This window comes from Achromobacter sp. (genome assembly GCF_057314935.1).
Genome location: NZ_DBHKZA010000039.1, coordinates 33,644 through 39,996, shown reverse-complemented (window position 1 = coordinate 39,996; position 6,353 = coordinate 33,644). Strand labels below are relative to the sequence as shown.

The following is a 6,353-nucleotide window of genomic DNA, read 5'->3' as shown; positions in this document are numbered from 1 at the left end:
TCATTGCGCAATCATTGCGCAGTCATCGTGCTGTCATTAGCCGGGTTCACGCATAAATCTCTGCATAACTTACAAGAATCTGATATTTTTCGGATGAGATTCTTGGCCGGTCTTGCAAGAAAGCTATTGCGTTTGTTTCTGTCTGCGCCGTTCAATGGGGCGTTGGTTGATGTCCCCGCGGGGCAACGTGTAGTGCAGCGACGCACCGGGCCAGGGTTCCGTCCGTTTTTCAATCCCCGGTCTGTTTCGTCTCTCGCTGCCACGTGCCGGCGGGAGGGGGCCCGGACATTCTCGGAACGCCATGTCGCTGATCCTGATCCTCGCTCTGCCGTTTGCCGGCAGCCTGTGCGCCGCGCTGCTGCCTTCGAACGCCCGTAATGCCGAGGCGTGGTTGGCCGGCTTGATCGCCCTGGCCTGTGTGGTTCTGATTGCCAGCCTATACCCGGAAGTCGCCAACGGCGGCGTGGTCCGGTTCGACATGCCCTGGGCGCCCGCCCTGGGCCTGCAGTTCACCCTGCGCATGGACGGCTACGCGTGGCTGTTCGCGCTGATCGTCTCGGGCATGGGCGCGCTGGTCGTGCTGTACGCGCGCTATTACATGTCGCCGGAAGACCCGGTCCCGCGCTTCTTCTCGTTTTTCCAGGCCTTCATGGCCGCCATGCTGGGCGTGGTGCTGTCCGGCAACCTGATCCAGCTGGTGATGTTCTGGGAAATGACCAGCCTGGCGTCGTTCATGCTGATCGCCTATTGGCACCACCGCCTGGACGCCCGGCGCGGCGCGCGCATGGCGCTGACGGTGACGGGCGCGGGCGGGCTCTGCCTGCTGGCGGGCGTGCTGATCCTGGGCCACATCGTCGGCAGCTACGACATGGACCGCGTGCTGGCCTCCGGCGACCTGGTGCGCGCCGACCCCTGGTATCCGGCCGTGCTGGTGCTGGTGGCGCTTGGCGCATTGACCAAGAGCGCGCAATTCCCGTTCCATTTCTGGCTGCCCAATGCCATGGCGGCGCCCACGCCGGTGTCCGCCTACCTGCACTCGGCCACCATGGTGAAGGCCGGCGTGTTCCTGCTGGCCCGCTTCTGGCCGGTGCTGTCCGGTACCGACGAATGGTTCTGGATCATCGGCGGGGCAGGGCTGATCACGCTGGTATTGGGGGCGTATGCCGCCATCTTCCAGCAGGACATGAAGGGCGTGCTGGCGTATTCCACCATCAGCCATCTGGGCCTGATCACGCTGCTATTGGGTCTCAACAGCGAGCTCGCGCTGGTGGCCGCCATCTTCCACATGATCAACCACGCCACCTTCAAGGCGTCGCTGTTCATGGCCGCCGGGGTCGTGGACCACGAGACCGGCACGCGCGACCTGAGCCGCCTGTCCGGCCTGTACAAGGCCATGCCCATCACCGCTACCCTGGCGATGGTGGCGGCGGCCTCGATGGCCGGCGTGCCGCTGCTCAACGGCTTCCTGTCCAAGGAAATGTTCTTCGCCGAGACCACCTTCATCAGCGGCGACAGCTTCACCCAGATCGGCTTGCCGCTGATGGCCACCATCGCGGGGGCATTCAGCGTGGCCTATTCGCTGCGCTTCATCCTGCAGGTGTTCTTCGGCCCCCCGGCCACCGACCTGCCGCGCGCGCCGCATGAGCCGCCGCGCTGGATGCTGTTTCCCAGCGCCTTGCTGGTGTTCATGTGCCTGCTGGTCGGCGTGTTGCCCGCCCTGACGGTCGGCCCGTTCCTGGCGACGGCGGCGCAAAGCATCCTGGGCGAGAACATGCCCGAATACAGCCTGGCTGTCTGGCACGGCCTGAACCTGCCGCTGGTGATGAGCCTGGTCGCCACGGCGTCCGGGGTGCTCCTGTACCTGGCGTTGCGCGCGCATCAGCGCGCCAACCCGGGACGCGTGCCGTTCATCTACCGCCTGGACGGCCGCCGCACCTTCGAATCGCTGCTTGACGGCTCCAGCGTGGCGGCTGCCTGGCTGCTGCGCTGGGTGGCGTCGTCGCGACTGCAGGTGCAGATGCTGCTGATCGTGCTGGGCACCTTGTTCGTGGCCTGGCTGCCGTTGCGCGGGGGCGGATGGCTGGAAGGCACGGGCCGCATGACGCCCATTGATCCCGCTTTCGCGCTGCTGTGGCTGGTGGGCGGGGCTTGCGCGCTGGGCGCGGCCTATCAGGCCAAATACCACCGCCTGGCATCGCTGGCGCTGGCCGGCGGCGCGGGCCTGATCACCTGCCTGACCTTCGTGTGGTTTTCCGCGCCCGACCTGGCGCTGACCCAGCTGTCCGTCGAAGTGGTCACCGTGGTGCTGCTGCTTCTGGGCTTGCGCTGGCTGCCCCGCCGGATCGAGAAGGACGACGAGGAAACGCTCAAGGCGACGCTGCGCGCCCGGGGCCGCCGTTTCCGCGACCTGCTGATGGCCACGGCCGCCGGTACCGGCATGGCGGCGCTGGCCTATGCGGTGCTGGTGCGTCCGCAAGGCGAGACGATTTCTTCCTATTTCGTGGATCGCGCGCTGCCCGACGGCGGGGGCACCAACGTGGTGAACGTGATCCTGGTGGATTTCCGCGGCTTCGACACCTTCGGCGAAATCACGGTGCTGGGCATCGTGGCGCTGACGGTCTACGCCTTGCTGCGCCGTTTCCGTCCGGCCGCTGAAAGCGCCGACCTGCCGCGCCAGCAGAAGGAACAGGACGGCGGGGTGCCGGCGGCGCCCGACATCAAGTCGCTGGTGCCCGAAGGCTCGATGATGGTGCCGACGGTGCTGGTGCGCCTGTTGCTGCCCACCGCCGCGCTGATTTCGGTGTACTTCCTGCTGCGCGGCCACAACCAGCCGGGCGGCGGCTTTGTCGGCGGACTGATCTTCGCCACCGCCGTCATCCTGCAATACATGGTGGGCGGCGTGTACTGGGTCGAGTCGCGCAGCCGGCTCAACCCGCAGAACTGGATCGGGATCGGCCTGCTGGCCGCCGGCATCGCGGCGGTGACCGCGTGGCTGGCCTACAAGCCGTTCCTGGCCGCGCTGGCCTGGGACGTCGCGCTGCCGCTCATCGGCCACGTGCACCTGTCCAGCGTGCTGCTGTTCGACCTGGGCGTGTACATGCTGGTCGTGGGCTCCACCGTGCTGGTATTGGTGGCGCTGGCCCACCAATCGCTGCGCGCGCAACGCAAGGCCGCCGCCGACATCCAGGCGGCCGCCACACAAACAGGGGAAGCCTGATGGAATTGATCTATGCCGTCGCGATCGGCGTGTTGGCGGGCTCGGGGGTCTGGCTGCTGCTGCGGCCGCGGACCTTCCAGTTCATCATGGGGCTGTCGCTGGTGTCGTATGCGGTGAACCTCTTCATCTTCGGCATGGGCCGCCTCACGTCCGGCCGGCCGCCGGTGGTGGACCCGGCCATGGCGCATGACCCTTCCTGGTACGCCGACCCGCTGCCGCAGGCGCTGGTGCTGACGGCCATCGTGATCGGTTTCGCCACCACGGCGCTGTTCCTGGTTGTGTTGCTGGCCTCGCGCGGCCTCACGGGTACCGACCACGTTGATGGACGGGAGTCCCAATCTTGAGTTTCTGGCTGCAACACCTTCCTGTACTGCCCATCATCACGCCGCTGCTTGCAGGCGCGGCGATGCTCTTGCTGGCCGATACCAGCCGCTACACGCGGGGCGCGATCTCGGTTGTCGCCACCCTGGCCCAGCTGGCCGCGGCGATTGCGCTTCTGGCCGTGGCCGGCGGTGGCGTGCCCGGCGTCTGGCCCGATGGCGTAGGCGTCTACCTGGTGGGCGACTGGCCCGCGCCGTTCGGCATCGTGCTGGTGGTGGACCGCCTGGCCGCCGTCATGCTGACGCTGACTGCCGTGCTGGGCCTGGCCACGCTGATCTATGCGCTGGCCCGCTGGGACCGCGCCGGCGTGCATTTTCATTCGCTGTTCCAGTTCCTGCTGATGGGCTTGAACGGCGCCTTCCTGACGGGCGACCTTTTCAACCTGTTCGTCTTCTTCGAAGTGCTGCTGGCGGCGTCCTATGGCCTGCTGCTGCACGGGTCGGGGGTGGCGCGGGTGAGCGCGGGCCTGCAATACATTGCCGTGAACCTGGTGGCCTCGTTCCTGCTGCTGATCAGCATCGCGCTGATCTATGGCGTGACCGGCACGCTGAACATGGCGGACCTGGCCCTGCGCGCCGGCAACCTGACGGGGGCCGAACGCATGCTGTTCGAGGCCGGGGCCGCCATCCTGGGGGTGGCCTTCCTGGTGAAGGCGGGCGCCTGGCCGCTGAACTTCTGGCTGGTCAAGGGCTATGGCTCGGCCGGTGCGCCGATCGCCGCCATGTTCTCGATCATGACCAAGGTCGGCATCTACGCGCTGTTGCGCATCGGCTCGCTGCTGCTGCCCTCCGGCGCGCCGGCGGCCTTCAGCCTGGACTGGATGTTCGCGGCGGGTCTGGCCACGCTGCTGTTCGGCGCCCTGGGCCTCCTGGCGACCCAGCAGCTCGAGAAGATGGTGGGCTATTGCGTCATCGTGTCGGCCGGCACGCTGCTGACGGCGCTGGGCATGCCCGGCGTCACCCTGACCGGCCCCGCGCTGTTCTACCTGATCAGCTCGGTACTGACCACGGGCGCGTTCTTCATGCTGGCTGAACTGATCGAGCGCACGCGCAGCTTCGGCGCCAACGTGTTGGCAGTGACACTGGACGCCTTCGACCTGGACGACCCCGCATCGGTGAACCGTTCCGACGACGTGGTCGGCGTGGCGATCCCCGCCGCGATGGCTTTCCTGGGTCTGGCGTTCATCTGCTGCGCGCTGCTGGTGACGGGGCTGCCGCCCTTGTCGGGCTTCGTGGCCAAGTTTTCGCTGCTGTCGGCGGCGGTGTCGGCCGCCACCGAATCCGCGCCGCCATTTGACGCTTGGATCCTGGTGGCCGCCGTGCTGGTATCGGGCCTGGCTGGCCTGGTGGGCCTGGGCCGCACCGGCATCCGCGTGTTCTGGGCCAGCGACGACCGCAGCACGCCGCGCCTGCGCGTGATCGAAGCGGGGCCGGTGGCCGTGCTGCTGTTGCTGTGCGTCGGCCTGGCGGCAGGGGCGGGGCCGGTGTCGGCCTATCTGGACGAGGCCGCGCGCTCGCTGGATCAGCCCAAGTCCTATATCGACGCCGTCATGTCCGCGCAGACCGTGCGCGGCGTCAAGGGAGGAAGCTGATGCGCCGCCTGTACTTCCTTTTTCTGCCCGTTTTCCTGTTCGTCCTGTGGCTGGTGTTGAACGAAAGCCTGTCCGCGGGGCAGATCGCCCTGGGGGCGGCGCTGGCGCTGTGGTTCACGTGGGCGGCGTCGCGGCTGCGTCCGCTGCACGCGCGGCCGCGCCGCCTGTGGAAGGCCGTGCCGCTGTTCCTGCACGTCACGGCAGACATCATCAAGTCCAACATCGCCGTGGGCAAGCTGATCCTGAATCCGCGGCGCAACGATTTTTCGCCCGGATTCATCATGATTCCGCTGACCATGCGCGATCCGCACGGCCTGGCCATGCTGGCCTGCATCGTCACCTACACCCCGGGCACGGTCTGGGTGGACCTGACGCCCGATCACAGCCTGAAGCTGCACGTGCTCGACCTCCAGAACGAAGACGACTGGATCAAGCTGGTGCAGGAGCGCTATGAGCGCCCGTTGATGGAGATGTTTGAATGACTATGAACACCGCACTGTATTGGGCGGCGTCCTTTGCCCTGGTGTGCTTTGCGCTGGGCATGGTGTTTGCCGCCATCCGCCTGCTGCGCGGCCCCACGGCGCAGGACCGCGTCCTGGCGCTGGACACGCTGTACATCAACGGCATGCTCACCATGCTCGTTTTCGGCATCCGGTCGGGGGCGTCCTTGTACTTCGATATCGCGTTGCTTATCGCGCTGTTCGGGTTCGTGGGATCCACCGCGATGGCGCGCTTCCTGCTGCGCGGCGAGGTGATCGAGCCATGATCGAAACCCCCATCCCCCTGTGGGCCGGCATCCCGGCCTGCATCCTGCTGGTGCTGGGCGGCCTGCTGGCGCTGACCGGCTCGGCCGGCCTGCTGCGCTTTCGCACCTTCTACGCGCGCATCCACGCGCCCACGCTGGGCAACACCCTGGGCTGCGGCTGCGTGCTGGCCGCGTCCATCCTGGTGTTTTCGGCCTTGTCGGCGCGCCCCGTGTTCCACGAAGTGATCATCACGCTGCTGCTGGTCGTGTCGTCGCCCGTCACCGCCATGCTGCTGATGCGCGCGGCGACGTACCGCAACCGGCTGACCAAAGCCGATGCCGACCTGGATGCCCGCTAAACGCCGGTAACAAGCGCCACCGCATGTGAACGCGACATGCCTTGCTGCACCGCGGCAAAC

Annotated in this window: 6 protein-coding genes; all 6 read left to right on the top strand. The window is 67.1% G+C overall.

Annotated features, from left to right (window positions below):
* The first annotated feature begins 301 nt into the window (after positions 1-301).
* Genes ACO6D5_RS16085 through mnhG form a run of 6 tightly spaced genes read left to right on the top strand, consistent with a single transcriptional unit; the run spans position 302 to position 6,293 of the window.
* Positions 302-3,217, top strand: coding sequence for a monovalent cation/H+ antiporter subunit A (locus ACO6D5_RS16085; protein WP_315846913.1), 2,916 nt, complete (start codon positions 302-304; stop codon positions 3,215-3,217).
* The gene (locus ACO6D5_RS16080; protein WP_006227452.1) at positions 3,217-3,561 is read left to right on the top strand and encodes a Na+/H+ antiporter subunit C; all 345 of its coding nucleotides are present in this window, start codon (positions 3,217-3,219) and stop codon (positions 3,559-3,561) included. Before ACO6D5_RS16085 ends, ACO6D5_RS16080 begins: the two co-directional genes overlap by 1 nt.
* Positions 3,558-5,189 (top strand): monovalent cation/H+ antiporter subunit D, encoded by a 1,632-nt coding sequence (locus ACO6D5_RS16075; RefSeq protein ID WP_088587267.1) that lies wholly within the window; start codon positions 3,558-3,560, stop codon positions 5,187-5,189. Before ACO6D5_RS16080 ends, ACO6D5_RS16075 begins: the two co-directional genes overlap by 4 nt.
* A complete protein-coding gene (locus ACO6D5_RS16070) occupies positions 5,189-5,671 on the top strand; it encodes a Na+/H+ antiporter subunit E (RefSeq protein WP_485825918.1) in 483 nt (160 codons plus the stop codon). Before ACO6D5_RS16075 ends, ACO6D5_RS16070 begins: the two co-directional genes overlap by 1 nt.
* 2 nt (positions 5,672-5,673) lie before the next feature.
* Positions 5,674-5,955, top strand: coding sequence for a K+/H+ antiporter subunit F (locus ACO6D5_RS16065; RefSeq protein WP_006222313.1), 282 nt, complete (start codon positions 5,674-5,676; stop codon positions 5,953-5,955).
* Complete coding sequence (mnhG, locus tag ACO6D5_RS16060) at positions 5,952-6,293, top strand: monovalent cation/H(+) antiporter subunit G (protein WP_485825917.1); 342 nt, start codon at positions 5,952-5,954, stop codon at positions 6,291-6,293. Before ACO6D5_RS16065 ends, mnhG begins: the two co-directional genes overlap by 4 nt.
* Positions 6,294-6,353 lie beyond the last annotated feature (60 nt).